Source organism: Kitasatospora sp. NPDC090308 (assembly GCF_044769485.1).
Taxonomy (GTDB): Bacteria; Actinomycetota; Actinomycetes; order Streptomycetales; family Streptomycetaceae; genus Kitasatospora; species Kitasatospora fiedleri.
In genome coordinates this window covers 313,289-336,747 of record NZ_JBIVXY010000001.1, presented here as the reverse complement: position 1 = coordinate 336,747, position 23,459 = coordinate 313,289, and the positions used below count along the sequence as shown (strand labels likewise).

Annotated in this window: 27 protein-coding genes; 21 read left to right on the top strand and 6 right to left on the bottom strand. The window is 74.7% G+C overall.

Annotated elements, in window-relative coordinates; genetic code table 11:
* Window positions 1–37: 37 nt before the first annotated feature.
* Window positions 38–1,771, bottom strand: a complete 1,734-nt coding sequence (locus ACIQVD_RS01415) for an oxidoreductase (protein ID WP_402285221.1) — start codon at window positions 1,769–1,771, stop codon at window positions 38–40.
* A gap of 94 nt (window positions 1,772–1,865) precedes the next feature.
* On the opposite strand from ACIQVD_RS01415, the gene hisD reads away from it, so the two are divergent.
* The 8 genes from hisD to hisF are packed head-to-tail and all read left to right on the top strand — an operon-like array spanning window position 1,866 to window position 7,712.
* Window positions 1,866–3,200 (top strand): histidinol dehydrogenase, encoded by a 1,335-nt coding sequence (gene hisD / locus ACIQVD_RS01410; protein WP_402285219.1) that lies wholly within the window; start codon window positions 1,866–1,868, stop codon window positions 3,198–3,200.
* Window positions 3,197–4,297, top strand: a complete 1,101-nt coding sequence (locus ACIQVD_RS01405; RefSeq protein ID WP_402285217.1) for a histidinol-phosphate transaminase — start codon at window positions 3,197–3,199, stop codon at window positions 4,295–4,297. Before hisD ends, ACIQVD_RS01405 begins: the two co-directional genes overlap by 4 nt.
* 6 nt (window positions 4,298–4,303) lie before the next feature.
* On the top strand, window positions 4,304–4,897 hold the full coding sequence (gene hisB, locus ACIQVD_RS01400) for an imidazoleglycerol-phosphate dehydratase HisB (RefSeq protein ID WP_100835761.1): 594 nt from the start codon (window positions 4,304–4,306) through the stop codon (window positions 4,895–4,897).
* Complete coding sequence (locus ACIQVD_RS01395; RefSeq protein WP_400688326.1) at window positions 4,897–5,040, top strand: hypothetical protein; 144 nt, start codon at window positions 4,897–4,899, stop codon at window positions 5,038–5,040. Before hisB ends, ACIQVD_RS01395 begins: the two co-directional genes overlap by 1 nt.
* Before the next feature lie 12 nt (window positions 5,041–5,052).
* Complete coding sequence (gene hisH, locus ACIQVD_RS01390; RefSeq protein ID WP_402285215.1) at window positions 5,053–5,688, top strand: imidazole glycerol phosphate synthase subunit HisH; 636 nt, start codon at window positions 5,053–5,055, stop codon at window positions 5,686–5,688.
* Window positions 5,689–5,710: 22 nt separating this feature from the next.
* Window positions 5,711–6,439, top strand: coding sequence for a bifunctional 1-(5-phosphoribosyl)-5-((5-phosphoribosylamino)methylideneamino)imidazole-4-carboxamide isomerase/phosphoribosylanthranilate isomerase PriA (gene priA, locus ACIQVD_RS01385; protein ID WP_100835759.1), 729 nt, complete (start codon window positions 5,711–5,713; stop codon window positions 6,437–6,439).
* Window positions 6,436–6,945, top strand: a complete 510-nt coding sequence (locus ACIQVD_RS01380) for a RidA family protein (RefSeq protein WP_402285212.1) — start codon at window positions 6,436–6,438, stop codon at window positions 6,943–6,945. The genes priA and ACIQVD_RS01380 overlap by 4 nt, the downstream gene beginning before the upstream one ends.
* Window positions 6,942–7,712, top strand: coding sequence for an imidazole glycerol phosphate synthase subunit HisF (gene hisF, locus ACIQVD_RS01375; protein ID WP_100835757.1), 771 nt, complete (start codon window positions 6,942–6,944; stop codon window positions 7,710–7,712). The genes ACIQVD_RS01380 and hisF overlap by 4 nt, the downstream gene beginning before the upstream one ends.
* A gap of 45 nt (window positions 7,713–7,757) precedes the next feature.
* On the opposite strand, the gene ACIQVD_RS01370 is transcribed toward hisF, so the two are convergent.
* From ACIQVD_RS01370 to ACIQVD_RS01360, 3 genes are all read right to left on the bottom strand, one after another.
* A complete protein-coding gene (locus ACIQVD_RS01370; RefSeq protein WP_402285210.1) occupies window positions 7,758–8,558 on the bottom strand; it encodes a VOC family protein in 801 nt (266 codons plus the stop codon).
* A 135-nt stretch (window positions 8,559–8,693) separates the two neighbouring features.
* The gene (locus ACIQVD_RS01365; protein WP_402285208.1) at window positions 8,694–9,338 is read right to left on the bottom strand and encodes a TIGR03085 family metal-binding protein; all 645 of its coding nucleotides are present in this window, start codon (window positions 9,336–9,338) and stop codon (window positions 8,694–8,696) included.
* Window positions 9,339–9,363: 25 nt separating this feature from the next.
* Complete coding sequence (locus tag ACIQVD_RS01360; protein ID WP_400688316.1) at window positions 9,364–9,879, bottom strand: hypothetical protein; 516 nt, start codon at window positions 9,877–9,879, stop codon at window positions 9,364–9,366.
* 144 nt (window positions 9,880–10,023) lie between these two features.
* Between ACIQVD_RS01360 and ACIQVD_RS01355 the strand changes: the two genes are divergently transcribed.
* The 4 genes from ACIQVD_RS01355 to ACIQVD_RS01340 all read left to right on the top strand — a co-directional run bounded on the left by ACIQVD_RS01355 (window position 10,024) and on the right by ACIQVD_RS01340 (window position 14,017).
* Window positions 10,024–10,338, top strand: coding sequence for a hypothetical protein (locus ACIQVD_RS01355; RefSeq protein ID WP_400688314.1), 315 nt, complete (start codon window positions 10,024–10,026; stop codon window positions 10,336–10,338).
* Between the two features lie 257 nt (window positions 10,339–10,595).
* Window positions 10,596–11,942 carry a hypothetical protein gene (locus ACIQVD_RS01350; protein ID WP_402285206.1) on the top strand — a complete coding sequence of 449 codons (1,347 nt, stop codon included), beginning with the start codon at window positions 10,596–10,598 and terminating at the stop codon, window positions 11,940–11,942.
* A 128-nt stretch (window positions 11,943–12,070) separates the two neighbouring features.
* Entirely contained in the window at window positions 12,071–12,445 is a 375-nt protein-coding gene (gene hisI / locus ACIQVD_RS01345) for a phosphoribosyl-AMP cyclohydrolase (protein WP_100835751.1), read from the top strand.
* A gap of 66 nt (window positions 12,446–12,511) precedes the next feature.
* Window positions 12,512–14,017: an anthranilate synthase component I gene (locus tag ACIQVD_RS01340; RefSeq protein ID WP_402285203.1), complete on the top strand. Its 1,506-nt coding sequence runs from the start codon at window positions 12,512–12,514 to the stop codon at window positions 14,015–14,017.
* 22 nt (window positions 14,018–14,039) lie between these two features.
* Here ACIQVD_RS01340 and ACIQVD_RS01335 read toward each other — a convergent pair whose 3' ends face one another.
* Complete coding sequence (locus ACIQVD_RS01335; protein ID WP_402285201.1) at window positions 14,040–14,852, bottom strand: helix-turn-helix domain-containing protein; 813 nt, start codon at window positions 14,850–14,852, stop codon at window positions 14,040–14,042.
* A gap of 9 nt (window positions 14,853–14,861) precedes the next feature.
* Window positions 14,862–15,890 (bottom strand): NAD-dependent epimerase/dehydratase family protein, encoded by a 1,029-nt coding sequence (locus tag ACIQVD_RS01330; protein WP_402285199.1) that lies wholly within the window; start codon window positions 15,888–15,890, stop codon window positions 14,862–14,864.
* Between the two features lie 125 nt (window positions 15,891–16,015).
* Here ACIQVD_RS01330 and ACIQVD_RS01325 point away from each other — a divergent pair, with 125 nt between their 5' ends.
* The 9 genes from ACIQVD_RS01325 (at window position 16,016) to ACIQVD_RS01285 (ending at window position 23,420) form a co-directional block, all read left to right on the top strand.
* Window positions 16,016–16,612, top strand: coding sequence for a TIGR02234 family membrane protein (locus ACIQVD_RS01325; protein ID WP_402285197.1), 597 nt, complete (start codon window positions 16,016–16,018; stop codon window positions 16,610–16,612).
* Between the two features lie 743 nt (window positions 16,613–17,355).
* The gene (locus ACIQVD_RS01320) at window positions 17,356–17,604 is read left to right on the top strand and encodes an HGxxPAAW family protein (RefSeq protein WP_400688305.1); all 249 of its coding nucleotides are present in this window, start codon (window positions 17,356–17,358) and stop codon (window positions 17,602–17,604) included.
* A 111-nt stretch (window positions 17,605–17,715) separates the two neighbouring features.
* Window positions 17,716–18,162, top strand: coding sequence for a DUF2752 domain-containing protein (locus ACIQVD_RS01315; protein ID WP_402285195.1), 447 nt, complete (start codon window positions 17,716–17,718; stop codon window positions 18,160–18,162).
* Window positions 18,163–18,338: 176 nt separating this feature from the next.
* Entirely contained in the window at window positions 18,339–19,151 is an 813-nt protein-coding gene (trpC, locus tag ACIQVD_RS01310) for an indole-3-glycerol phosphate synthase TrpC (RefSeq protein ID WP_100835746.1), read from the top strand.
* Window positions 19,152–19,400: 249 nt separating this feature from the next.
* Window positions 19,401–20,633 (top strand): tryptophan synthase subunit beta, encoded by a 1,233-nt coding sequence (gene trpB, locus ACIQVD_RS01305; RefSeq protein WP_400688624.1) that lies wholly within the window; start codon window positions 19,401–19,403, stop codon window positions 20,631–20,633.
* Between the two features lie 2 nt (window positions 20,634–20,635).
* Complete coding sequence (gene trpA / locus ACIQVD_RS01300) at window positions 20,636–21,445, top strand: tryptophan synthase subunit alpha (RefSeq protein WP_400688301.1); 810 nt, start codon at window positions 20,636–20,638, stop codon at window positions 21,443–21,445.
* A gap of 238 nt (window positions 21,446–21,683) precedes the next feature.
* Window positions 21,684–21,854: a hypothetical protein gene (locus tag ACIQVD_RS01295; protein ID WP_402285193.1), complete on the top strand. Its 171-nt coding sequence runs from the start codon at window positions 21,684–21,686 to the stop codon at window positions 21,852–21,854.
* 134 nt (window positions 21,855–21,988) lie between these two features.
* Complete coding sequence (locus ACIQVD_RS01290; RefSeq protein WP_400688297.1) at window positions 21,989–22,501, top strand: MauE/DoxX family redox-associated membrane protein; 513 nt, start codon at window positions 21,989–21,991, stop codon at window positions 22,499–22,501.
* A gap of 61 nt (window positions 22,502–22,562) precedes the next feature.
* A complete protein-coding gene (locus tag ACIQVD_RS01285; RefSeq protein WP_402285190.1) occupies window positions 22,563–23,420 on the top strand; it encodes a DsbA family protein in 858 nt (285 codons plus the stop codon).
* The last annotated feature ends 39 nt before the right edge of the window (window positions 23,421–23,459 follow it).

Here is a 23,459-nt window from a genome sequence, read left to right as displayed (position 1 = left end):
CCGCCGCCGCGCCGCGGTTCGCTCGCGGCCGGGGGCGTCAGCCGCGCTGGAGCAGCCGGGTGACGCCGGCCACGGCGGTGGTGGCGAGCACCCAGCCGGTCAGCACCAGGGCGGTGGCGACCCACTGGCCGGCGCGGTCCGGGTTCCAGCCGTTCTGGCCGAGGTCGATCAGCGGGAGGACCTTGCCGGCCGCGTACAGGGCCGGGTTCCAGACCACCTTCTCGTCGGCCTTGAGCGGCGCGGGCTCGTGCCCGGCGAAGTACGCGGTGCCCAGTGCCCAGGCCAGCACCAGCCAGGCGGCGGCCCGGCCGGGGCGGTAGCCGTAGCCGACGGCGGCGTCCTGGAGGTGGCCCCAGATCCGGCCGGGCAGCGGCAGGGTGTGCCGGCGGCGGCGCTGCTTGGCGTGCAGGACGGCGCGGGCGTCCTCGTCGGCGCCGTCGCGGCGCAGGGCGGCGGCGAGCTGCTCGTACGCCTCGGGGCGGAACTCCCGGCCGGAGTCGACCCAGGCGATCCGGCGCTCCAGCGGGAAGGGGCCTACGGGGCGCAGCGACTCGTAGGTGAAGCCGGTGAGCGAGACGTGGTGCGCGGTGGGCCAGGCGTCGGGCGAGTCGACCAGGTTGCCGATCCGGGCCCGGTTGAGGGTGACCGGGCCGGTGGGCGGGGCGTCGCAGGCGAAGCGGAGTTCGGGGGTCTGGATCCGGCTGAGCGCGAGCTCCTCGCCCGGGCCGAGGTGGAACTCGGCACCGGTGATCAGGCAGGCGTTGTCGAAGCGCCCGTCGGAGAGCCGGATCCGGCCCCGGGCGCGGAACGGGGTGTGGGTGGTGTCCCGGTAGTGCCCGGTGCCCGCGGGCTCCCCGTAGCCGGAGCCGTAGACGGTGCGCGAGCCGGCCCAGTTGGCGTCCTCCGAGCCGGACAGGTACAGGGTGTGGCCGACGGTGATCCGGGCCGCGTTGAGCGCGTTCGGATTGTCCGGGCCGACGGCCCGCAGCGAGCTGCCGCGCAGCGAGAGCCGGCCGCCGATCCGGGCCGAGCGCAGGCTCAGCTCGCCGAGCAGCTCGATCCGTTCGGCCTCGCAGTCCTGGTTGACGGTGAGCCCGTCGGCGGAGACCGCCCGCCCGTACGCGTCGGGGCCGACGGCGGACTGGTTGAGCAGCAGGTCGGTGCCGATCCGGGCGTCGGTGAGCCGGATGCCGCCGGGTATGCCGCAGCGGGCGAGGTGCACGTCGCCCTCGGTGGCCAGCCGGGAGCCCTCCAGCCGGGGCAGGGCGCAGGAGACGATCCGCAGGGTGCCGGCGGTGGCCTCGGAGAGCAGTAGCTTGCGTTCGAAGCGGCAGAGCTGGAACTCGACGTAGCAGCCGATCCGGCCGCCGGCCAGGGTGAACTCGCCGGTGATCCGGGCGCCGGTGAGCTTGAGCGCGGTGACCTTGCCGGGGGCGGCCTCCGGGCCGTGCAGCAGCAGCCGGGCGATCACCTCGGCGCGGACGGTGCGCTCCGGGCCCCACGGCGCGCCGGTGAACGGGTCGTCCGGGCCGTGGCCGGGGCCGTCCTGGTCCGGGTCGTCCGGGCCGTGGCCGGGGCCGTCCTGGTCCGGGTCGTCCGGGCCGTGGCCGGGGCCGTCCGCCCCCGCCGGGCGGACGGCCCGCCCGGCGGGGGCGGGGAGCAGCAGCTCGACCGGGCCGCTCCCGGCCCGCAGGTCGTACACCTCGCCGTGCCGGAAGGCGTCCCACAGGCCGCGCTCGGTGTCGGTCCAGTCGTCCGGTGCCTGCTCCACCGCGTCCCCCGATGATCTTGGTTTCGTCTCACCCTTCGTATCACGGACTGAAATGCCGGGCTGCCGGTTTTCGCCACTCCTTACACTTGGGCCTGTGATCTCTCGAATCGACCTCCGCGGCTCCTCCACGGACCCGCGCGACGTGCTCCCCCGTGCCGAGTTCGACGTCGAAGCCGCCCTGGAGAAGGTGCGGCCGATCGCCGAGGACGTGCGCCATCGCGGGGTCGCGGCGCTGATCGAGATCACCGAGCGCTTCGACGGCGTCCGGCTGGAGTCCACCCGCGTCCCCGCGGAGCGGATCGCCGAGGCGCTGGAGCAGCTGGACCCGAAGGTCCGCGCCGCGCTGGAGGAGTCGATCCGCCGGGCCCGCGCCGTGCACGCCGACCAGCGCCGGGTCGGGCACACCACGCAGGTGGTGCCCGGCGGCACCGTCACCCAGCGCTGGGTGCCGGTCGACCGGGTCGGCCTGTACGTGCCGGGCGGCCTGGCGGTCTACCCGTCCTCCGTGGTGATGAACGTGGTGCCCGCCCAGGAGGCCGGGGTGGCCGGCATCGCCGTCACCTCGCCGCCGCAGAAGGCGTTCGGCGGCCGGGTCCACCCGACCATCCTGGCGGCCTGCGCGCTGCTCGGCGTGGACGAGGTGTACGCGGTCGGCGGCGCCCAGGCGGTCGCGATGTTCGCGCTCGGCACCGAGGAGTGCGCGCCGGTCAACCTGGTCACCGGCCCCGGCAACATCTACGTCGCCGCCGCCAAGCGCCTGTTCGCCGGCCGGATCGGCATCGACTCGGAGGCCGGCCCGACCGAGATCATGGTGCTCGCCGACGACACCGCGGACGCCGCGGAGGTCGCCGCCGACCTGATCAGCCAGGCCGAGCACGGCCCGACCTCCGGCTCGGTGCTGGTCACCGCCTCCCCGCTGCTGGCCGACGCCGTCGAGGCCGAGCTCAAGGCGCAGGTCGCCCGCACCCGGCACGGCGAGCGGGTGGCCGAGGCGCTCGGCGGCCCGCAGTCCGGCATCATCCTGGTCGACGACCTGGAGCAGGGCCTCGCGGTGGTCAACGCCTACGCCGCCGAGCACCTGGAGATCCAGACCGCCGACCCGCACGCCGTCTCCGAGCGGGTCCGCAACGCGGGCGCGATCTTCCTCGGCCGCTTCACCCCGGTCTCGCTGGGCGACTACGCGGCCGGCTCCAACCACGTGCTGCCCACCGGCGGCTGCGCCTGCCACTCCTCCGGCCTGTCCGTGCAGACCTTCCTGCGCGGCGTCCAGGTGGTCGAGTACGACCGCGAAGCGCTGGCCGGGATCGCCGCGCACGTGGTCAACCTGTCCGAGGCCGAGGACCTGCCCGGCCACGGCGACGCCGTGAAGGCGCGTTTCGTCGGAGACGAACAACACTGGCACAGCGACTGGACGGTTCCCACCTCGTGACGAAGATCGACGACCTCCCCGTCCGCGACGAGCTGCGCGGCCAGTCCCCGTACGGCGCACCGCAGTTGGACGTGCCCGTCCAGCTGAACACCAACGAGAACCCGTACCCGCTGCCCGAGCCGCTGGTGGCCCGGATCGCCGAGCGGGTCGCCGAAGCCGCCCGGCAGCTCAACCGCTACCCGGACCGGGACGCGGTCGAACTGCGCACCGGCCTGGCGTCGTACCTGAGCGACACCACCGGCTTCCCGGTCACCAAGGACCAGGTGTGGGCCGCCAACGGCTCCAACGAGGTGCTCCAGCAGCTGCTGCAGACCTTCGGCGGGCCCGGCCGCACCGCGATCGGCTTCGAGCCCTCGTACTCGATGCACGCCCTGATCGCCCGCGGCACCGGCACCGGCTGGGTCTCCGGCCCGCGCAACGAGGACTTCACCATCGACCTGGACGCGGCCCGGGCGGCCATCGCCGAGCTGCGCCCGGACGTGGTCTTCGTCTGCTCGCCGAACAACCCGACCGGCACCGCCGTCGCGGCCGACACCGTGCTCGCCCTGTACGAGGCCGCGCAGGCCGCCGGGCCCAGCATGGTGGTGGTCGACGAGGCGTACGTCGAGTTCTCGCACCGCGCCTCGCTGCTGCCGCTGCTCGAAGGCCGCCCGAACCTGGTGATCAGCCGCACCATGTCCAAGGCGTTCGGCGCGGCCGGGCTGCGGCTCGGCTACCTGGCCGCCGACCCGGCCGTGGTGGACGCGGTGCAGCTGGTCCGGCTGCCCTACCACCTGTCGGCCGTCACCCAGGCCACCGCGCTGGCCTGCCTGGAGCACACCGACACCCTGCTCGGCTACGTCGACCGGCTCAAGTCCGAGCGCGACCGGGTGGTGCTCGCGCTGCGCGGGCTGGGCCTCGACGTCACCGACTCCGACGCCAACTTCATCCAGTTCGGCCGCTTCGCCGACACCCGCGCGGTGTGGCAGGCGATCCTCGACCAGGGCGTGCTGATCCGCGACAACGGCGTCCCCGGCTGGCTGCGCGTCACCGCCGGCACCCCCGCCGAGAACGACGCGTTCCTGAGCGCCGTCTCGCTTGCAACCAAGGAGCTGTAACCCCGCATGTCCCGCATCGGCCGCGTCGAACGCACCACCAAGGAGACCTCCGTCCTGGTCGAGATCGACCTCGACGGAACCGGCAAGACGGACGTCTCCACGGGCGTCGGCTTCTACGACCACATGCTCGACCAGCTCGGCCGCCACGGCCTCTTCGACCTCACCGTCAAGACCGAGGGCGACCTGCACATCGACACCCACCACACCATCGAGGACACCGCCCTCGCGCTCGGCGCCGCCTTCAAGCAGGCGCTCGGCGACAAGGTCGGCATCTACCGGTTCGGCAACTGCACCGTCCCGCTGGACGAGTCGCTGGCCCAGGTCACCGTCGACCTCTCCGGCCGCCCGTACCTGGTGCACACCGAGCCCGAGCAGATGGCCCCGATGATCGGCTCGTACGACACCACGATGACCCGGCACATCCTGGAGTCCTTCGTCGCCCAGGCGCAGGTCGCCCTGCACGTGCACGTCCCGTACGGCCGCAACGCGCACCACATCGTCGAGTGCCAGTTCAAGGCGCTGGCCCGGGCGCTGCGCTACGCCTCCGAGCGCGACCCGCGCGCCGCCGGCATCCTGCCCTCCACCAAGGGCGCGCTCTGATGGCGACGCTGCTGATCGTCCTCGGGCTCTTCTTCGCGGGCGGCGTCTGGTCGTTCTGGAAGCAGAAGCTGCCCAAGGGCGTCGTCCTCGTCCTCGCCTTCGCCTCGGCCATGTGCCTGGCCGCCGGCATCATGCGCCTCTAGGAGACCCCACAGATGTCCAAGAACGTCGTGGTGCTGGACTACGGCTCCGGCAACCTGCGCTCCGCCCAGCGCGCCGTCGAGCGCACCGGTGCCACCGTCACCGTCACCTCGAACTTCCAGCGGGCGCTGGACGCCGACGGCCTGCTGGTGCCCGGCGTCGGCGCCTTCGAGGCGTGCATGCGCGGCCTGAAGGCCGTCCGCGGCGAGCAGGTCATCGGCCGCCGGCTGGCCGGCGGACGCCCGGTGCTCGGCATCTGCGTCGGCATGCAGATCCTGTTCGAGAAGGGCGTCGAGCACGGCGTGGAGACCGCCGGCTGCGACGAGTGGCCCGGCACCGTCGAGCCGCTGGACGCGCCGGTCGTCCCGCACATGGGCTGGAACACCGTCGACGCGCCCGCCGACACCCGGATGTTCGCCGGGATGGACGCCGACACCCGGTTCTACTTCGTGCACTCCTACGGCGTGCGGCACTGGGTGCTGGAGACCCACTCGGAGAAGATCCGCGCCCCCAGGGTCACCTGGGCCACCCACGGGCAGCCGTTCGTCGCCGCAGTGGAGAACGGCCCGCTCTGGGCCACCCAGTTCCACCCCGAGAAGTCCGGCGACGCCGGCGCCGCCCTGCTGACCAACTGGGTCGACACCCTCTGACGACGGAAGAGTCCTTCAGAACATGACCAACCGCCTCGAACTGCTGCCCGCCGTCGACGTCCGCGACGGCCAGGCGGTCCGCCTGGTCAAGGGCGCCTCCGGCACCGAGACCTCCTTCGGCGAGCCGCTCGCCGCCGCCCTCGCCTGGCAGAACGCCGGCGCCGAGTGGCTGCACCTGGTCGACCTCGACGCCGCCTTCGGCACCGGCAGCAACCGCGAGCTGCTCCGCGAGGTCACCGGCCGCCTCGACATCAAGGTCGAGCTGTCCGGCGGCATCCGCGACGACGAGTCGCTGGCCGCCGCCCTCGCCACCGGCTGCACCCGGGTCAACCTCGGCACCGCCGCCCTGGAGAGCCCCGAGTGGGTCGCCAAGGTCATCGCCGAGCACGGCGAGAAGATCGCCGTCGGCCTCGACGTGGTCGGCACCACGCTGCGCGGCCGCGGCTGGACCCGCGACGGCGGCCAGCTCTACGACGTGCTGGCCCGCCTCGACGCCGAGGGCTGCGCCCGCTACGTGGTCACCGACGTCAACCGCGACGGCACCCTGACCGGCCCCAACCTCCAGCTGCTGCGCGACGTCTGCGCCGCCACCGACCGGCCCGTCGTCGCCTCCGGCGGCGTGTCGTCCCTCGACGACCTGCGCGCGATCGCCACCCTGGTACCGGAGGGCGTCGAGGGCTCGATCGTGGGGAAGGCGCTCTACGAGCAGAAGTTCACCCTCGAAGAGGCCCTGGAGGCTGTGTCCCGATGACCGACGAAACCCCGGCCGCCGCCGTCGCCCGCCAGTCCGGACGGTCCCCCTACGAGGACCAGTACGGATTCTCCCGGGCGGTGGCGGCCGGGGACTCCGTCCTGGTGGCGGGCTGCACCGCGTACGACGACGGCGTCGCCGTCTTCGAGGGCGACCCGTACGAGCAGACGCTGGCCGCCTTCGAGGTCGCCCTCGAAGCGCTCGGCCCCTACGGACTCACCGCCGCCGACGTGGTCCGCACCCGGATGTACCTCACCCACGTCCGGGACTGCGACGAGGTCGGCCGCGCGCACAGGAAACTCTTCGGCGAGGTCCGCCCGGTCACCACCATGGTGGTCGTCCAGGGCCTGACCGACTCCCGGATGATGGTCGAGGTCGAGGTCGAGGCCCACCGGCCGGGCCTCGCCCGCGCCCTGGCCGCCGCCCGCGACCGGACCTCCGCCGACGCCCCGGCCGACGCCCCGGACCCGGCCGGCCCCCAGACCTCGGAAGGCACCCAGCCGTGACACTCGCAGTACGCGTCATCCCCTGCCTTGACGTGGACGCCGGACGCGTCGTCAAGGGCGTCAACTTCCAGAACCTGCGCGACGCCGGCGACCCGGTCGAGCTCGCCAAGCTCTACGACGCCCAGGGCGCCGACGAGTTGACCTTCCTCGACATCACCGCCTCGTCCGGCTCCCGGGAGACCACCTACGACGTGGTCCGCCGCACCGCCGAGCAGGTCTTCATCCCGCTCACCGTCGGCGGCGGCGTCCGCGCCGTCGAGGATGTCGACCGGCTGCTGCGGGCCGGCGCCGACAAGGTCGGCGTCAACACCGCCGCGATCGCCCGGCCCGAGCTGGTCCGCGAGATCGCGCAACGCTTCGGCCGCCAGGTGCTCGTCCTGTCGGTCGACGCCCGGCGCTGCCCCGAGGGCACCGAGACCGCCTCCGGCTTCGAGGTCACCACCCACGGCGGCCGACGCGGCACCGGCCTCGACGCGATCGAGTGGGCGGCGCGCGCCGCCGAACTCGGCGCCGGCGAGATCCTGCTCAATTCGATGGACGCCGACGGCACCAAGGACGGCTACGACCTGGAGATGATCCGGGCCGCCCGCAAGGCCGTCTCCGTCCCGGTCATCGCCTCCGGCGGCGCCGGCAAGCTCGCCGACTTCGCCCCCGCGGTCGACGCCGGCGCCGACGCGGTCCTCGCCGCCAGCGTCTTCCACTTCGGCGACCTGACGATCGGCCAGGTCAAGGACGAACTCCGGGCCACCGGGCACCCCGTCCGCTGACGTCCCCCGTGCGCTGAGGCGCCCGTCCGGGGCCGTGCCGGTGCGTCACCGGCGCGGCCCTGGCCCCGACTCCGGCTCCGGTTCCGGCCCTGGCCCCGACTCCGGCTCCAGGAGCGCGAACTGCGCGCCGAACGGGTCCGCCAGCACCGCGACCCGCCCCACCGTCGGCACCGGCCGCGGCGGCAGCAGGACGCTCCCGCCCGAGCGGCGCACCTCGTCGGTGGCCAGCAGCGCGTCCGCCACCGCGAAGTGCACCAGCCAGCCCGCGTCCACCCGCGGGTGCACGTGGGCGACCGCGCCGAAGTCGGCCCCGCCGTCCGCCGGGCCCAGCGCCGCGCACTCCGCCCCCGACGGCTCCGAGTCCCGGCTCCGCCAGCCGAACAGGCCGCGGTAGAACCGCAGCGACCCCGGGACGTCCGGGGTGCGCAGCTCCGCCCGGCACAGCGCGCCCGGCCCGCCCACCGCCTCCAGCCCGGCCGCCCCGCCGTCCTGCCACACCGCGAACCGGCCGCCCGTCGGATCGGCCAGCCGCACGGACCGGCCCCGCCCCGGCACCTCGGCGGCCGGGGCGCGGACCGTGCCGCCGGAGCGCTCCGCCGCCGCCGCGACGCCGGCCGGGTCCGCCGCGGCGAAGTACACCGTCCAGGCGGGCAGCGCCTCCGCCTCGGTCAGCGGGCCGACGCCCGCCACCGTCCGGCCCGCGCGGCGGAAGGAGCCGTGGCCGTCCGGGCCGGAGCGGTCCAGCGTCCAGCCGAACACCGCGCCGTAGAACGACGCGGACTCGGCGAGGTCCGGGCTGCCCAGGCCGATCCAGTTCGGCGAGCCTGGTCGGAAGTCGCTGCTCACCACGGTGTGCGCTCCTGAGGGGCGGGGGAGGGGCCTGGAGCCCAGGCTGGCACACCGACCGGACGGAGCGGGCCGACGCGCCGTCAGGGCCCGGCCGCCGTCAGGGCCCCGGTCTCCGTCAGGCCCCGATCCCCGTCAGGCCCCGGCCTCCGGCAGCGGCAGCACGTGCGCCAGCGTCTCCACCGCCTCCGGCGCGCCCTCCGCCGCCACCGCGGCCTGCGCGCCCCGCCCGTACAGGAACAGCACCAGCTCGCCCGGCTCCCCGCTCACCGTCACCACCGGCGCGCCCTTCCGACGCACCGTCACCTCCCGGCCGTCCGGGTGCACCAGCCGCAGCGAGACCGGCGCCTTGGCGTCGCTGAACCGGGCCACCGCCGGCACCCGCTTCCACAGCGCCTCCGCCAGCTCCGCACCCACCGGCTCCGGCTCGAACGGCACCGCCCGGCGGACGTCCTCCGCGTGCACGAAGAACTCCACCAGGTTCGCCGCCCCGTCCACCCCCGGCAGGTTGAACGGCGACCAGGCCGGCGGCCCCGACCGGAACGACTTCACCACCCCCTCGTACCCCCGCTCCGCGACCTTCCCCTGCACCCGCTCCGTCCACCCGGCCAGCGCCCCGACCCGGATGCCCGCCGCCGCGTCCGGCCGCCCCTCCCGCACCACCAGGTGCGCCGCCAAGTCCCGCGCCACCCACCCCTCGCACAACGTCGGCCCCTCCGGGCCCGCCGCCGCCAACAACCGACTCAACCGGGCCCGCTCGCCCTGCGCAAGACTCACCATGCGCCCAGCGTACGGTGCGGGCGGCTTACTTGAGCGGTCCGGTCATCTTGCGGTCGTCGTTCTGGTTGCTGACCGTCACCGCGCAGCTCGCGTCCCGGTAGCCCTGTTGGTAGTACTGCGCGCCGGGGGAGAGCGGGCTGTTGTAGTACGGGGTCTTCCCCTCCTGCCGCTGCTGCACGGCGGTGTACTGCTCTTTGCACAGCCCCAGCGTGGCCTGGATGATCGTCCCGTCGGTGGTCAGCCCCTCCGGCAGCACCACCACCGAGATCGTCTCGGAGTCGTGCGGCTGGTCGCACGGCACCACCGTGGTGGTCGTGACGTCGCTCAGCCACGGCACCGTCAGGCAGGTGCCCGGTGGATAGAAGGGGTACGGGTACGTCTTCGACGGGCTCGGACTCGGGCTCGGGCTGGGGGAGGGGCTCGGGGGCGGCGGCGCGGCGGCGGGCTTCTTCGGGGCGGGCCACAGCAGCGCCACCACCGCCGCCGCCACGACGAGCGCGGCCACCAGGCCTGCCAGGAAAGCCTTCTGTCGACCGCTCATGCGGACCCCCTCCGTCCAAGGACATTCTGAGGGCACAACAGCTGTCACGTCAGTCCTTTCCGGGCATCGGTTTGCTCATCCTTTGCATGCTGATCAGTAGGATGACCGGCCTGTCGGACGGGATGTACGAGAAAGGCAACTGCCATGGGGGACAGCGGGTTTCAGGTCGAGCCGAGCGTGCTCGACCGGTACTCGTCGCTGCTGGCCGAGCAGGCGGAGCAGCTGAGGCGGATCGCGGAGGCCACCGCGGCGATCACCCTCTCCTCGGACGCGTTCGGGCACCTGCCGAACGCCCAGCACCTGGCATCGGCGTTCCAGGAGCACGCCGGTGCCGGCCGCGAGAACGTCGGGCTGCTCGGTGACGCGCTGCACGGCAGCGCGCAGGGGCTGTCCGGGGTGTCGCGGAACTACACCGACCACGAGGAGTACGTCGCGGGCACCATGAGCGGGGGCCGGTGATGGCGCACGGGACCAGGCACCACACCTCGGGCGGCTCCGGCGGCTCCGGCGGCTCGGGAACCTCCGGCACGACGCACGGCGCCGACCACCCGCGGCAGTCGGCCGCACCCGCGCCCGCGCCCGGCCACGGCACCGGTCCGGCACCGCACGTCGGGGACCCGAACCAGATCCGCACCGGCGCGCGCACGCCCGCCGGGAACGGCGGGAACGGTGAGACCGGCGGGAACGGTGAGACCGGTGGCGAGGATGCGCCGCCGGTGGACCCGCGGCAGTCCTGGTTCAGCGGGGCGCTCAAGGAGGCCGGGACCAGCGCGGCGGGCAGCCTGGGCGGCAAGGCCGGCGACTACGTCGGGGAGAAGCTGTTCGGCTCCGGGGAGGAACCCGAAGGGGCCGGTGAGCCGGGCGAACCGGGTGAGTCGGCGGGGTCCGAGGGCGTCAGCACGCTGCCCGTCCCGTCGCCCGGGTACGTGGGGGCCGGGATCGGCGGGGCCGTCGGGGCCGCCGGAGCGAGCACGCTGCCCGGGTACGGCCTGCCGGGCGCGCCGGGCGGCCCGGCCGACGCGTACGCGTGGGCCCGGGCGCAGATCGAGCGGACGTTCCAGGAGCTGCCGGAGGCCGAGCACGAGTCGCGGGGCGGCCTGAGCGGGGCGCTCGACGAGGCGGTCGAGTGGGCGCTGGAGGAGTCCGGCCTGCTGGACATGCTGGAGAAGGTCACCGGCAACCTGGCGGAGCTGAACGACGCCACCGCGCAGTGGCAGGCCCAGGCGGCCGCGGTGCACTCGGTCGCGGTGGAGCTGCGCTCGGGCGCGATGCCGGTGGCGGCGAGCTGGCAGGGGGCGGCGAGCGACGCGTTCGGCGGTCACATGGGCGACGTCGCGGACGCGCTCGACCAGACCGCCGAGGAGATGCTGCAGACCGCGCAGATCATCAACTCGGCCGCGCAGGAGTGCGCGATGGCCGAGGGCATGGTGATCCAGATCATCACCGAGGCGATCGAGGCGCTGATCGCCTCGCTGGCCGCCGAGGCGGTGCTCTCGGTGGTGACCTTCGGCGCGGCGGCGCTGGTCGGCGCGCTGATCGACGAGGCGGAGATCGCCACCTTCGTGGCCCGGGTGGGGCAGGTGTCCACCAAGCTGGCGAAGGCGCTGGAGGAGCTGCTCAAGGCGCTCCAGGAGATGGGCAAGGCGGTCAAGGCCACCCGCAAGCTCAGCGACGTCGCCAAGGTGATGGAGAAGATGAAGAAGGTCGAGACGGCCTTCAACGAGGTCCGGAAGCTGGAGGAGGGCACCGGCAAGGCCGCCAGGATCGCCCGGAAGCTCGACGAGAAGGCCACCGAGAAGGTCGGCGACTGGGCCCAGGACCGGATCAAGGCCGGGCTGGGCATCGACGAGGACGACCGGGAGGGCGTCCGGATCGGCGACGGCACCCTGAAGGGCAACCTCAGGGCGGCCGGACAGTCGGCCCTGGGCGTCGCCAAGGAGGGCCTGAGGAGCGACGTCAACAGGAACGCGGTCGAGCGGGAACTGCTGGGCGACCTCGGCCTGGAGCAGCAGCCGACGCCCTACCGGGTGGACCGCTCGCGGATCCGGACGGCGTTCGGCTGACCGCCGCAGCACTGCCCGCCCGCCGGTCCCCGCCACCACCCGGAGGCAGGGACCGGCGGCTCGCCCCACGGCCGCCGGGAGCACCGCCCGGCAGCCGTCGGCCGGTGGCGGCCTGCGAGAATGGGGGCATGTCGACCACTCCCGCCGCCCCCGGCAGCACCGCCCTGGACCCGGCGATCGCCGCCCGCCTCAAGCGCACTCCGGACGGGCTGCTGCCCGCCGTCGCCCAGCAGTACGACACCGGCGAGGTGCTGATGCTCGGTTGGATGGACGACGAGGCGCTGCACCGCACGCTGACCACCGGCCGCTGCACGTACTGGAGCCGCAGCCGGGCCGAGTACTGGGTGAAGGGCGACACGTCGGGCCACGTCCAGCACGTCAAGCAGGTCGCGCTGGACTGCGACGGCGACACCCTGCTGGTCCGGGTCGACCAGGTCGGTGCGGCCTGCCACACCGGCGACCGGACCTGCTTCGACGCCGACGTGCTGCCGCTCGCCCAGTAGCCTGTCCCCCGACCGTCCCCGGACCGTCCCTCCGCCCGTCCGCTCCTCTCATCTGATCGGTGCCCCATGGACCTTGAGGCCTTCCGCACGCTCGCCGCTGACACCCGGGTCATTCCCGTCACCCGCCGGCTCCTGGCGGACGGCCTCACCCCGATCGGCGTCTACCGCAGCCTCGCCGCGGAGCGGCCCGGCACCTTCCTGCTGGAGTCCGCCGAGCAGGGCCGCAGTTGGGCCCGCTACTCCTTCGTCGGGGTGCGCTCCGGCGCGGTGCTCACCGTCGGCGAGGACGGCGGCGCCCGCTGGCTGGGCGAGCCCCCGGTCGGCATCCCCACCGGCGGCGACCCGCTGGAGGTGCTGCGCGCCACCCTGGCCGCCCTGCACACCCCCCGGCACCCGGACGACGGCCTGCCGCCGCTCACCGGCGGCCTGGTCGGCTACCTCGGCTACGACGTGGTGCGCCGCCTGGAGAAGCTGCCGAACCTCACCCCGGACGACCTGCGGCTGCCCGAGCTGACCCTGCTGCTCGCCACCGACCTGGCCGTCCTGGACCACGCCGACGGCACCGTGCTGCTGATCGCCAACGCGGTCAACCACAACGACCTGGCCACCGGCGTCGACGAGGCGCACGCGGACGCCGTCGCCCGCCTCGACGCGATGGAGGCCGACCTGCGCCGCCCGGTCGACCCCGGCCTGGCCACCTACACCCCGACCGCGGTCGAGGCGCACTCGCCGTTCGGCGGCGCGCCGTACCGCAAGGCGGTCGAGGTGGTGAAGGAGCGCATCCGGGCCGGCGAGGCGTTCCAGGTCGTCCCCTCGCAGCGCTTCGAGGCGCCCTGCCCGGCCTCCGCGCTCGACGTCTACCGCGTCCTGCGCACCACCAACCCCAGCCCGTACATGTACCTGTTCCGCTTCCCCGGGCCGGACGGCGGCGCGGAGGGCGGCTTCGACGTGGTCGGCTCCAGCCCCGAGGCGCTGGTCAAGGTGGCCAGCGGCGAGGCGATGCTGCACCCGATCGCCGGCACCCGGCACCGCGGCGCCACCCCGCACGAGGACGCCGAGCTGGCCGCCGAGCTGCTCGCCGACCCCAAGGAGCGGGCCGAGCACCTGATGCTGGTCGACCTGGGCCGCAACGACCTGGGCCGGGTCTGCGCGCCGGGCTCGGTCGAGGTGGTGGAGTTCATGACCGTCGAGCGCTACAGCCACGTCATGCACATCGTCTCCACCGTCACCGGCAAGGTCGCCGAGGGCCGCAGCGCCTTCGACGTGCTCACCGCCTGCTTCCCGGCCGGCACCCTCTCCGGCGCGCCCAAACCGCGCGCCATGCAGATCATCGAGGAGCTGGAGCCCACCCGCCGCGGCCTGTACGGCGGCTGCGTCGGCTACCTGGACTTCGCCGGGGACTCCGACACGGCGATCGCCATCCGCACCGCGGTGATCCGCGACGAGACCGCGTACGTCCAGGCGGGCGCGGGCGTGGTCGCCGACTCCGACCCGCACTCCGAGGACACCGAGTGCCGCAACAAGGCGGCGGCGGTGCTCCGGGCCGTCGCCACGGCGAACACGCTGCGCTGAGGCCGAGGTGTGAGGGCAGGCCCTAGCGGCCGAGCAGCTCCAGCCGTTCGGCGCTGGGGCTGCCGGGGTCGGCCCGGTAGACGACGAGCAACTGCCGGGCCTCGGGGCGCAGCAGTTTCTCGTAGTGCAGGTCGAGGGCGCCGACGTCGGGGTGCTGGAACCGGGTGCGGCCGACGGCGCGGCGGCGCACCTCCCGCCTGGCCCACAGGGTCCGGAAGCGCTCGCTGGCGGTGGTGAGTTCGTCGATGGCGGCCAGGAGTCCGGGGTCGGTGCCGTCGAGGGCGAGGGCGGCCCGCAGCCCGGAGACGGCCTTGGCGGTCACGTCGTCCCACCGGGGGTACAGGCGGCGCATCCCCGGTTCGAGGAAGACGGCGCGCAGCGGGTCGTGGCCGACGCCGAAGAACGGGCACAGCGCCGTGGCGAGGCGGTTCGCGGCCACCACCCGCCCGGAGGCCGCCTGGGCGTAGGCGGGTGTCGTCGGCCAGGCGTCCAGGAGCAGTTGCAGGTCCGCGTCCGGCCGGGCCGCCCCGGCTCCGGGCCGGGGGCCGGTGGGCGGGGCCGGGTGGGCAAGGCGGTGCAGGTAGGCCGCCGCCGCCTCGTCCAGCCGTAGCGCGGCGGCCAGGCCGCGCAGGATCTGGTCGGAGGGGCGCCGGTTGCGGCCCTGCTCCAGGCGCAGGTAGTACTCCGGGCTGATGCCCGCGAGTTGGGCGACCTCCTCGCGGCGCAGTCCGGTGACCCGGCGCCGCTCTCCCGGCGGCAGTCCGGCGCGCTCCGGGGTGAGCTGTGCGCGCCGGGAGCGCAGGAAGTCGCCGAGGGTGTCCGGCATCGGGTCCATGCCCCGACGCTAGCGGGCCACCAGGCCGAGCCGCAGCAGGCTCTCGGCGGTGGCGACCACGGCCTCCTCGTCGCCGCGCGGGGTCCAGCCCAGCTCGGTGCGGGCCCGGGTGCCGTCGGCCCGGCGCACCACGCCCAGCTGCGGGGCCAGCTCCCGCATCCGGGGGCTGACGACGGCCAGCGCGCGCAGCAGTCCGGCCGGCGCGGTGCGGGTGGGGGCGGCGGAGGCGGCGTCGCCGAGCCGTTCGCGCAGCACGGCCGCGATCCGGTGGAACGAGACGGGCTCGCCGGCCGTCGCCAGGTAGCGCCGGCCCGCGGCCGCGGGGGCGGTCATCGCCCGGACGTGCAGGTCGGCGACGTCGCGGACGTCCACCGTGTTGGTCCAGACCGGGGGCGCGACCCGCATGCCGCCGCTGAGCATCGCGTGGACGATCCGCACCGAGCTGGAGTAGTCCGGCCCCAGGACCGGCCCGAAGATCCCGACCGGGTTGACGACCGTCAGCTCCATGCCGCCGCCCTCGGTGGCGGCGAAGTCCCACGCCGCCCGCTCGGCGACGGTCTTGGACTTCACGTAGGCGGAGACGCCCGGCCCGTCGAGGTCCGTCCAGTCGGCCTCGGTGAAGACGTGCCCGCCGGCCCGGTGGCCGTAGCCGACGGCGCCGAACGAGGAGGTGAGCACCGTCCGCCGCACCCCGGCGTCCCGGGCGGCGCGCAGCACCCGCAGCGCGCCGTCCCGGGCGGGGACGACCAGCTCGTCCTCGTGCCGGGGAGCGCCGGCGGGGAACGGCGAGGCCAGGTGCAGCACGTGGTCGGCGCCGGCCACGGCCCCGGCCCAGCCCGCGTCCCGGGTCAGGTCCGCCTCGACGTACGCCACCGCCGCCGGGTCGGCGACCCCGGCCGCCCTCAGCATGGACGCGACGTCGCCGCGCCGGGTCAGCGACCGGACGGTGGTGGTTACCGAGTGGCCCTCCGCGAGCAGCCGGGCGATGGTGTGCGCGCCGAGGAAGCCGGTTCCGCCGGTGACGAGTACGTGTGCCATGCCCCCCACCCTCACCCGGGGGCGCCGCCGCCACCAGGCCCCGCCGACCCTGGTACCCGGAGGGACAGGACGCGCGGACCGGGGGCGGGGGCGGGACGCGGGGTGAGGTCGGGGACACTGGGGGAGTGAGTGAGACGCCTGCTTCCCCGAAGTCCCGCGGCACGTTGGGGCTGATGCTGTTGCTGACCGCGCTGGGCGCCGTACTGGTCCTGACGTCGGTGGGCCGGACCTGGGCGCAGGGGGTGGCGCCCGGGATGGGCGGCAGCCGGATCGTGGTGAGCGCGAGCGGGAGCAGACTGACGGCGCTGCCGACCGGGATGGCACTGGTGGCGATGGCGGCGGCGGTCGCGGTCTTCGCGGTACGCGGCCGGACGCGGATGCTGGTGGGCGCTCTGACGGTGCTGGCGGGCGCGGGCGCGGTCGCCGGCGCCGTGATCGGGTACACCGACACCGCGGGGCTGCACGCCGTCGCGGCGGGCCAGCTCGCCCTGAGCAGCGGCCGGGCCGAGGAGATCACCCGGACGGCATGGCCCTGGGTGGCCCTGGCAGGCGGACTGCTGCTGGTGGCGGCGGGCGCACTGACCACCCGGTTCGGCAGCGGCTGGCCGGCCATGGGCTCCCGCTACGAGGCACCGACCCGCAAGACGGCAGCCCCGGGGAGGGCGGCCGGCCCGGCCGACCTGTGGAAGGCCCTGGACCGCGGCGAGGACCCGACGGGCTGAACCGGCTCACTGGCCTGGCTGTGCCGCCAAGCCGAGCCGACCGGTCGACTCGGCTGAGCCCACCGACCTGACTGGCTGACTCGATCAGCTGGTCCGGCTGCTCGGTGGAAGGCGTGGGACTGGGGCGAGGACTCGACGGGCTGAACCGGCCCGCCGACCTGGCTGAGCCGCCTGAGCCGACCCGGCTGTGCCGACCAGCTGACTCGATCAGCTGGTCCGGCTGCTCGGTGGAAGGCGTGGGACTGGGGCGAGGACTCGACGGGCTGAACCGGCCCGCTGACCTGGCTGAGCCGCCTGAGCCACCAGGCCGAGCTGACCGGTCGACTCGGCCGACTGGCTCTCCCGCAGGCCCGGCCCGATCGGACCGGTTGGTCCGACCACCAGGCCCGGCCGATCCGTGGAAGGCGTGGGACCGTGGCGAGGACCCGACCGGCTGACCCGACGGGCTGGGGGCCCACCGGCCGTCCCGGCCCACTGGCCTGGCTGAGCTGCCTGAGCCGATCGACCGGGCCGCCCGGCCCGCCCGGCCGGCCGCCCCCCGGCCCGGCCGCCCGCCCGGCCCGGTCGGCTGATCCGCTGGCTGGTCCACCGCCCGGTCCGGCCGCGGCCGGATGTGCGCGGCACCACCCCGACCCGGCTTGGGGGCGCCGTGTTCGGCCCGGCACAATGGAGAGCGTCAACCCGTCGAGCGCCGCCCCAGGCCCGCCCGACCGGGCCCCGGAGAAACAAGGAGCACCAACAAGATGGCTGCAGCAGCGCACGGCCACACCCCCGCCGCGTGGACCGGCGTGGTCATTTCCTTCGTCGGCTTCTGCGTCGCGGGCGTCGCGATGATCATGCCGAACGTCGTGCTGGTCATCGCGGGCCTCGCCGTGGTCCTGATCGGCGGCGTGGTCGGCAAGGCCATGTCGATGGCGGGCATGGGCCGGCAGCCCAGCAAGAACTTCGCGCCGGTCACCGCCGAGGAGCGCAGCGCGGTCACCGCGGGCTGATCGCGGCGGAGTCGCGCAGCGGCGCAGCGGCGCACCGGACGGCGGGCCCTCGGGCCCGCCGTCCGGCGTTTCGGGGCCGGGCCCGGTTCGCCCGGGGGCACAATCGTCCCCGTGAACGCTCCCGCCGCCCCGTCCCGGCCCGAGGGCTCCGCGGCGCGCCGGCTGGTCCGTCCGCTGGCCGCGCTGGCGGCCGTCGCGCTGCCGGCCGGGTTCGTCGCCCTGGTGGACCCGAACACGCCCGGCCACTACCCGGTCTGCCCGTTCCTGCGGGCCACCGGCTGGTGGTGTCCCGGCTGCGGCGGGCTGCGCTGCGTGCACGCGCTGGCCCGGGGGGACGTGCCGACGGCGGTGCACGACAACCTGCTGGTGACGGTGCTGGCGTTCGGGCTGCTGGCGCTCTGGGCGGTCTGGACGGTGCGGGCGGTGCGCGGACGGCCGGGTGGCGGGGGGTGGCGGCTCACCGGCCGGCAGGCGGGGGTGCTGGTCCTGGCGGTGCTGCTGTTCGCGGTGGTGCGGAACCTGCCGGTCGGCGCGGGCCTGGCACCGCCCGTCGGGTGAGCGGCGCGCACCGGGCGTACGGAGGGGCTGGAGCGCCCGCCGGGCGGTCCGCCGATCGAGACGCGCGCCGTGCGGATGCGGAGTGCGCCCCCCGCGCCCGATACCATCGAATCGAAAGGCCGGGACCGCGCTCGACGCCCCCGGCCGCACCAGCGAAACACGATGGGGGCGCACGCGTGACTGTGCTCGACGAGATCATCGACGGGGTCCGGCAGGACCTCGCCGAGCGACAGGCCCGGGTCTCCCTGGACGAGCTCAAGGAGCTCGCCGCCAAGGCGCCCGAGGCGAAGGACGGCGTGGCCGCGCTGCGCGGCGACGGCGTCCGGGTGATCTGCGAGGTCAAGCGCTCCAGCCCGTCCAAGGGCGCGCTCGCGGCGATCGCCGACCCGGCCGCGCTGGCGGCCGACTACGCGGCCGGCGGGGCCGCCGCGATCAGCGTGCTCACCGAGCAGCGCCGCTTCGGCGGCTCGCTGGCCGACCTGGACGCGGTGCGCGCCGCCGTGGACACCCCGGTCCTGCGCAAGGACTTCATCGTCACCGCCTACCAGCTGTGGGAGGCCCGCGCGCACGGCGCGGACCTGGCGCTGCTGATCGTCGCCGCGCTGGAGCAGCCGGCCCTGGTCTCGCTGATCGAGCGGGCCGAGTCGATCGGCCTGACCCCGCTGGTCGAGGTGCACGACGAGGAGGAGATCGCCCGCGCGGTGGACGCCGGCGCGCGGATCATCGGCGTCAACGCCCGCAACCTCAAGACGCTCGAGGTCGACCGGAACACCTTCGGCAACGTGGTGGACGCCATCCCTGCGCACCTGGTGAAGGTCGCCGAGTCCGGGGTGCGCGGGCCGCACGACCTGATCACCTACGCCAACCAGGGCGCCGACGCGGTGCTGGTCGGCGAGTCCCTGGTCACCGGCCGGGACCCGCGGACCGCGGTCGCCGACCTGGTCGCCGCCGGGGCGCACCCGGCGCTGCGCAACAACGGGCGGGGCTGACCTCCGCCGTGTCGATCGCCACCCGTCTCGCCCCCGGCTGCCGCCCGCGCGGCTGCCGCGCGCCCGCGCGCCGGGTGCTGGGGCGGCGGGTGCGGTACGTGATCGGCTGCGAGCCCGGACAGGTCCCCGGACGCCGATGGCGCGGGCCCCGCGGCTAGCTCCTCGCCAGAGGACCCGGCCCCCTCGCGAGGGGGCCGGCACCCGCCGCGGTCCCCACGTCCACGCCGTCAATCCTTCATCCGAGGACGGATCATGTCCGAGCACTACCTTCCGGGCGCCCAGGTGCCCGACGCCCGTGGTTACTTCGGCGCCTACGGCGGCCGTTTCATCCCGGAGGCGCTGGTCGCCGCCGTGGAGCAGGTCGCCGAGGAGTACGAGAAGGCCAAGAACGACCCGGCGTTCGCCGCCGAGCTGGACGCCCTGCTCAAGGACTACACCGGTCGGCCGAGCCCGCTGACCGACGTCCACCGGTTCTCCGCGGAGGCCGGCGGGGCGCGGGTCCTGCTCAAGCGCGAGGACCTCAACCACACCGGCTCGCACAAGATCAACAACGTGCTGGGCCAGGCGCTGCTGACCCGCCGGATGGGCAAGACCCGGATCATCGCCGAGACCGGCGCCGGCCAGCACGGCGTGGCCACCGCCACCGCCTGCGCGCTGTTCGGCTTCGACTGCACCGTCTACATGGGCGAGGTCGACACGGAGCGCCAGGCGCTGAACGTGGCCCGGATGCGGATGCTGGGCGCCGAGGTGATCCCGGTGACCTCCGGCAGCCGCACCCTGAAGGACGCCATCAACGAGGCGTTCCGGGACTGGGTCGCCAACGTCGACTCCACCCACTACCTGTTCGGCACGGTGGCCGGCCCGCACCCGTTCCCGATGATGGTGCGCGACTTCCACCGGGTGATCGGCGTCGAGGCCCGGCAGCAGGTGCTGGACCGCACCGGGAGGCTCCCGGACGCGGTGGTCGCCTGCGTCGGCGGCGGCTCCAACGCGATGGGCATCTTCCACGAGTTCATCCCGGACGCGGGCGTCCGCCTGATCGGCTGCGAGGCGGCCGGCGAGGGCGCCGAGACCCCGAAGCACGCCGCCACCCTGACCAAGGGCGACCCGGGCGTGCTGCACGGCTCGCGCACCTACGTGCTGCAGGACGAGGACGGCCAGACCATCGAGTCGCACTCGATCTCGGCCGGCCTGGACTACCCGGGCGTCGGCCCGGAGCACGCCTGGCTGAAGGACACCGGACGGGCCGAGTACCGCCCGGTGACCGACCGGGCGGCGATGGAGGCGCTGCGGCTGCTGTCCCGCACGGAGGGCATCATCCCGGCGATCGAGTCCGCGCACGCCCTGGCCGGCGCGCTCGAACTCGGCCGCGAGCTCGGCCCGGAGGGGACGATCCTGGTCTCGCTCTCCGGCCGCGGCGACAAGGACATGCACACCGCCGCCGAGTACTTCGGCCTCTACGACGCCGAGGGGACCAACTGACCATGGCCGACACCAAGCTCACCACCGCCCTGGCCGCCGCGAAGGCGGAGGGCCGCGCGGCCCTGATCGGCTACCTGCCGGCCGGCTTCCCGACCGTGGACGGCGGAATCGCCGCGATCGGCGCCCTGGTCGAGGGCGGCTGCGACGTCGTCGAGGTCGGCCTGCCGCACTCGGACCCGGTGCTGGACGGCGCGGTCATCCAGACCGCCGACGACATCGCGCTGCGCGGCGGCGTGAAGATCAAGGACGTGCTGCGCACCGTCGCCGAGGTCGCCGCCGCCCACCCGGCCGTGCCGGTGCTGGTGATGACGTACTGGAACCCGGTGGACCGCTACGGCACCGCCCGGTTCGCCGCCGACCTGGCCGCGGCCGGGGGAGCGGGCTGCATCCTGCCGGACCTGCCGGTGGAGGAGTCCGGGGAGTGGCGCAAGGCCGCCGCCGAGCACGGTCTGGACACCGTGTTCGTGGTCGCCCCGTCCTCCACCGACCACCGGCTGGCCGAGGTCACCGCGGCCGGCTCCGGCTTCGTGTACGCGGCCGCCGTGATGGGCGTGACCGGCACCCGGGCCGCGGTCGGCAACCTGGCCGAGGACCTGGTGGCCCGCACCCGCGCCACCACCGCGCTGCCGGTCTGCGTCGGCCTGGGCGTCTCCAACGCCGACCAGGCCGCCGAGGTCGCCGCCTTCGCGGACGGCGTGATCGTCGGCTCGGCGTTCGTCCAGCGCCTGCTGGACGCCGCGGAGCCGGCCGACGGCGTCGCCGCGGTCCGCGCGCTCGCGGGCGAGCTGGCGCGGGGCGTCCGCCGCAGGTAACCACGGACCGACCGGGGACCGCCCGGGGAGCGACCGCCGCTCCCCGGGCGGTCCTCCGCGTTTCCGGCCGGGTCCTCCCTCCCGGATCCCGCCTGATCGGCGCGCGGCGCCGGGGGCCCGGCGGGATCCGGGAGGGAGGACCTACTCCGCGAGGGTGAAAAACCGGGCGGCACCGGTGCGGCCCGGCCCGTCGGCGCCGTTGGACCCTCCGGTGGTTCGTCGGCGAGAGGGTGTCCGGATGGCGTGGGTCCACCGGCAGGTGCTGCTGCGGGCGCTGGCCGCGGGGCTGGCGCTGGCCGTCGCGCTGGTCGGAAGCGGCGGCGTGGAACGGGAGTTGGCCCGGCGGGGGGCCGAGCGGGCGGTGCCGTGCCGGTCGGCGGACGCGGTCTGCGCACCGCCGGGACGATGATCCGGAAAATCGGACGTATGACCGTTTAAGGTCGCTCATACGGCGTAACTCGCCAATGTGGAGGAACCCCCCGCCATCCCCTACGGTTCATCAGGCAGGAAACGGTGGAACGCGCCCGAGGGGGAACCGAACTGATGGCCAGTCAGCAGGTCGAGCACGGCCGGGTGGGCGGGCTGCGCCGGGCGGTGGACGGCGCGGCGGCCGAGTGGTTCGGCCTGGCGGTGCGGCTGGGCCTGGCGGTGGTGTGGGGCTGGGCGGGCCTGGCGAAGGTCTCCGACCCGGCGGAGGCGGCGCAGGCCGTGCGGGCGTACGAGATCCTGCCCGAGTCGCTGGTGAAGCCGGTCGGCTGGGGGCTGCCGTTCCTGGAGCTGGCGCTGGCGCTGCTGCTGGTGCTCGGCCTCGGGACCAGGATCGTCGCGGTCGTCTCCGGCCTGCTGCTGCTGGTCTTCATCGCCGGGATCTCCTCCGCGTGGGCGCGCGGCATCTCGATCGACTGCGGCTGCTTCGGCGGCGGCGGCGCGGTGGACGAGTCGCAGACCGAGTACCTCCAGGAGATCCTGCGCGACTCCGGGTTCCTGCTGCTGTCGGCGTGGCTGGTCTACCGGCCCCGGACGAAGCTCTCGGCGGACGCCTGGCTGGCCGCCTGACGCCGCACGTCCACCGCCACCGATCAGACGAAACCGACCCCTGGACTGGCAAGAGCACCCCATGAGCGAGAAGAACCGAGAAGGCAAGCGCAACGCCCGGGACAAGATGCGGGAGTCCCGGGCCGTCGAGGAGGCCAAGGCACGGCGCAACAAGAAGCTGGCGGTCGGCGGCGTGGTGGCCGTGGTGATCGCGGCGGCCGTGGTGGTCGGCGTGGTGGTGCAGAACCAGCGCTCCAAGCCGGAGACCCCGACCGCCGCCCCGGCGGGCGCGAGCGGCGACAAGAACCTGGTCATCCCGGTCGGCGGTGCCGACGCCCCGTCCACGCTGACGGTCTACGAGGACCCGCGCTGCCCGGCCTGCGGCAGCTTCGAGCGGAGCTTCTCGCCGACCGTCGACCAGCTGGAGGACGCGGGCAAGGTCCGCGTCGACTACCACCTCGTCTCGTTCATCGACCGCTCGCTGGGCGGCAACGGCTCCAAGTACGGCGCCAACGCGCTGGCCTGCGCGCAGGACGCCGGGCACTTCCGCGACTACCACGACGTGCTCTACCGCAACCAGCCGGACGAGACCGCGGACTCCTTCGGCAGCAAGCAGACCCTGATCGACCTGGCCAAGCAGGTCCCGGGGCTGGACACCCCCGCGTTCCAGTCCTGCGTCAACGACAACGCGTTCGGCGGCTGGGTCTCGGCGGTGCAGCAGGACTTCGACAAGTCCAGCTACAAGTCGACCCCGACGGTGCTGCTGAACGGCGAGGCGATCTACCCGAAGAAGGGCGACGAGCAGATCAGCCCGGAGAACCTGGTGAAGTGGGTGGACGCGGCCAACCAGGGCAAGACCCTCGGCACCCCCGGCTCGCACGGGCAGAGCCCGGCGCCCGGCTCGACCGCCGGCGAGTCGAACAACCCGCCCTCGCCCTGACCGCCCCCGCCCTGATCCCTCCCCGCGCCCGGCCCGGAC